This window comes from Chitinivibrionales bacterium (assembly GCA_014728215.1).
Classification (GTDB): Bacteria; Fibrobacterota; Chitinivibrionia; order Chitinivibrionales; family WJKA01; genus WJKA01.
In genome coordinates this window covers 1-3,068 of sequence record WJLZ01000038.1, presented here as the reverse complement: position 1 = coordinate 3,068, position 3,068 = coordinate 1, and the positions used below count along the sequence as shown (strand labels likewise).

3 protein-coding genes are annotated in these 3,068 nt (G+C 52.7%); 2 read left to right on the top strand and 1 reads right to left on the bottom strand.

Annotation, left to right across the window (positions count from 1 at the left end):
* Positions 1-770: hypothetical protein (locus tag GF401_02620; GenBank protein MBD3343940.1), on the bottom strand; the 770-nt coding region annotated here is incomplete at its 3' end.
* Between the two features lie 268 nt (positions 771-1,038).
* On the opposite strand from GF401_02620, the gene GF401_02615 reads away from it, so the two are divergent.
* Positions 1,039-2,649, top strand: a complete 1,611-nt coding sequence (locus tag GF401_02615) for a DUF1593 domain-containing protein (protein ID MBD3343939.1) — start codon at positions 1,039-1,041, stop codon at positions 2,647-2,649.
* Positions 2,650-2,731: 82 nt separating this feature from the next.
* Positions 2,732-3,068 (top strand): DUF5060 domain-containing protein (locus tag GF401_02610; protein MBD3343938.1); only part of this gene is annotated, 337 nt, incomplete at its 3' end.

Genomic DNA, 3,068 nt, shown 5'->3' with positions numbered 1-3,068 from the left:
TGCACATCGTACTCACTCACATAAATCGGTAGACCGAATACGGCCAGTGAATCAAGACGACGCTTGAGCGCAGAAGCCGACTGCCCCTCAAGAAAATGGCCCTGCACTCCGATACCATCAACCAGATTGCTGTCGACTAAAAGCTGAATAACATCTTTATACTGGCTGAGGATATTGTCGCTTTTGAGCACATCGTATTCATTAATCAGCAGCGTTGCATCAGGCGCGTATTGACGGGCTTTCTTAAAGCTCCAGATTACCCAGTCCCAGCCGGTTGTGCCATCACCGCCCAGTCCGCTTCGATAAGAAGGCTTTTGATGAATCGGTTCGTTGACAACATCGATCATGTCAACCTTATCCCCAAATCGCGCCATATAATCTTTGATCCAGTCTTCGGCCGCCGCGGCTGCATTGGAGCTGTTCACCCAGTCGGGCTGCTGCGCTCCCCAGATAAACGTATGCTGCTTGGTTTTCAGGTTGAGCGATTCGGCTGCCGCATACATGGCGTCAAGGCGCGGCCAGGCATAATTGTCATCCGAAGATTCCGCCGGGCCCCATTTGCCCGCGTTTTCCGGCGTTACCTGATCAAAGAGCGTACCGAACAGCGGGTCGGCATCGGCAGCGCTTGTTTGCGATTTCCAGATACTGCCCAGAAATTTCTGCCGGGCGTTTGCCGCCAACGCGATAGTACCTATGAGCAAAGCCGTGCAAATATGATTCATACTACATCCTTTCGCTTGTTTTTCGCCTGCGGAAACTCTCATTTGCATTACCTGCCAACCTTTCTCCGTGTGCCTTTGACAGATTTTATAAAAAAAAATAATTTCCAACCTCCCTGACCGCGAACGTATCAACTGATTGATGAGTTTTTTTCATCTTCCCCGGTAACCATGCGCACAACCTGTGCACACTTTATTCCCCGGCGCCGGGGGGGGGCGCCGAATTTTTATTATCTTAATGTATATAGCCGTCAATTTCGGCCACAAGCGGTCTCTTAAGCATTTTGATCAAGGAGGGAAAGGGATAATGATTAAATACATGGCGCTTATCGCTACAGTCATTTTCACCTTTATACCCATTTCGGCGATTAATTCTGTCGCTCAGGCGAATTCGGGAAAACACCGGGTGATTGTCTCGACCGATATCGGCGGAAGTGATCCGGATGATTTTCAGTCGATGGTGCATTTCCTGGTTTATGCCGATACATTCGATATCGAGGGGCTGGTGTCTTCACCTCCCGACGGCGGGCGTGCATCGCATATTCGCGCGACGCTGGATGAATACGAGAAGGACTATGCGGCGCCAGCATCGCACAACTCCGGGTATCCGACTCCTGAATATCTGCGCTCCGTAACCGTTCAGGGAGCGACAACTGCTCAGAGCAATGCGACTCCGCTGGATGCAATAAGCAGCGGGGCCCAACATATTATCGACCGTGCCCATGTTTCCGACAACCGTCCCTTGTGGATACTGGTGTGGGGCTCGATTACCGATGTTGCCCAGGCGGTACATAAGGACCCGTCGATCAAGGAAAAAATCCGCATCTACAGTATCGGCTCCTGGAACACACGGCAGGACCCGAAGGCGCGGGATTACCTCTACAACAACCACAACGATCTATGGTGGATCGAGTCAAATACGACTTTCCGGGGAATGTACAAGGGAGGAGACAAATCGGGCGATTACGGCAACACAAGTTTTGTGTCAACTCATGTACGAGGTCACGGGGCGCTCGGGGATTTTTTCTACAGCAAGAAAAGCGATATCAAAATGGGCGATACGCCCTCTGTTCTGTACCTTCTGCACGGTGATGCCGACGATCCCACGAGCGACAGTTGGGGCGGACGGTATCGGGCGACAAGTCACGGCGCAAATTACTGGACCGACCGGACCGAAAGCAGCCTCGAAGAGAGCGGGTATGACGGCGCAAAGACGGTGAACCAGTGGCGGACCGATTATCTGGATGACTGGGCCCGTCGCATGGACCGGGTCATCGCCACAGTCGCAGACACACTCAATGACGACGCCGTAACGATTTCGGGCGTACCACAGGGATATGAGCCGTCTGTGCTCGGTCCCGGGGTAGAGTACTATACCGATAGAAGCTACACGATATCATCGGTACCAGCGGACCTGGAGGGATACGCATTTATCAAGACGGCCAATAACGATGCCGGGAACACGTCGGGCCAACTCTGTTTCGATATCGATGGGCCGGCTACGCTCTATATCGCCTATGACAACCGGGCAACAGCGCTTCCGGAATGGTTGAGTACCTGGACAAAGACGGATTTACGTATCGAATGTACCGATGCTGCCATGGGGCATTTTGATTTGTACAGGAATATTGTTTCGAGTGCACAGACGATCTGTCTGGGAGCGAATATGGCATCGCCTGCTTCGGGGGGCGGATCGATGTACCTCGTGATTGCCGTACCTGCGCCGGCGACCGCCGCACGGAAATTCCCTGCACTTTCGCACGCCGAGGTATCGAATCGAGGTACGGTGGCCGCATTCGATATACGCGGGCGAATGCTTTCGGCAGACCGGGAGACAAGGACCGGGAGGAGACTGAGTGGACCGGCCGGGATACTGATAGTACACAAAAGAGACGGTCGATCGACTATTCGCGTGAGAAGCCTCCAATAGGAGGATGTCAACGAATGTATTCGATTCCTTGACAGTCAATATGTCTGCCGGCTGAACATGTTTTCCAGAAAGGAACAAAACAATGAAATTGCATAATACACGATGTATACGGTGGTTGAATATGTGGACCAATAAACGCGCAATTACCGCCGGCCTGGTGCATGTTGGTGTAATGGTCATTGCCCTGTCCGCTGCGGATATAGCGCAGTGGAAGCGGTGGGAAGCGGACCTGACAGCCGAAAAGTCGTATGCGAATCCATTCAAAGATGTTACTGTGCATGTCGAATACCGGCACGAATCCGGCACAACGCTCAAAACGCTGGGATTCTGGTACGAGGACAACACCTTCAAAATACGCTGCGCATTTCCCCGGACCGGTACCTGGACGTGGGAGACCGCCTGTTCCAACACCGCCGATG

What these genes read in the sequence shown, in the direction of transcription:
- GF401_02615 (MBD3343939.1), top strand. Translation starts at nt 1,039, where the DNA reads ATGGCGCTTATCGCTACAGTCATTTTCACCTTTATACCCATTTCGGCG.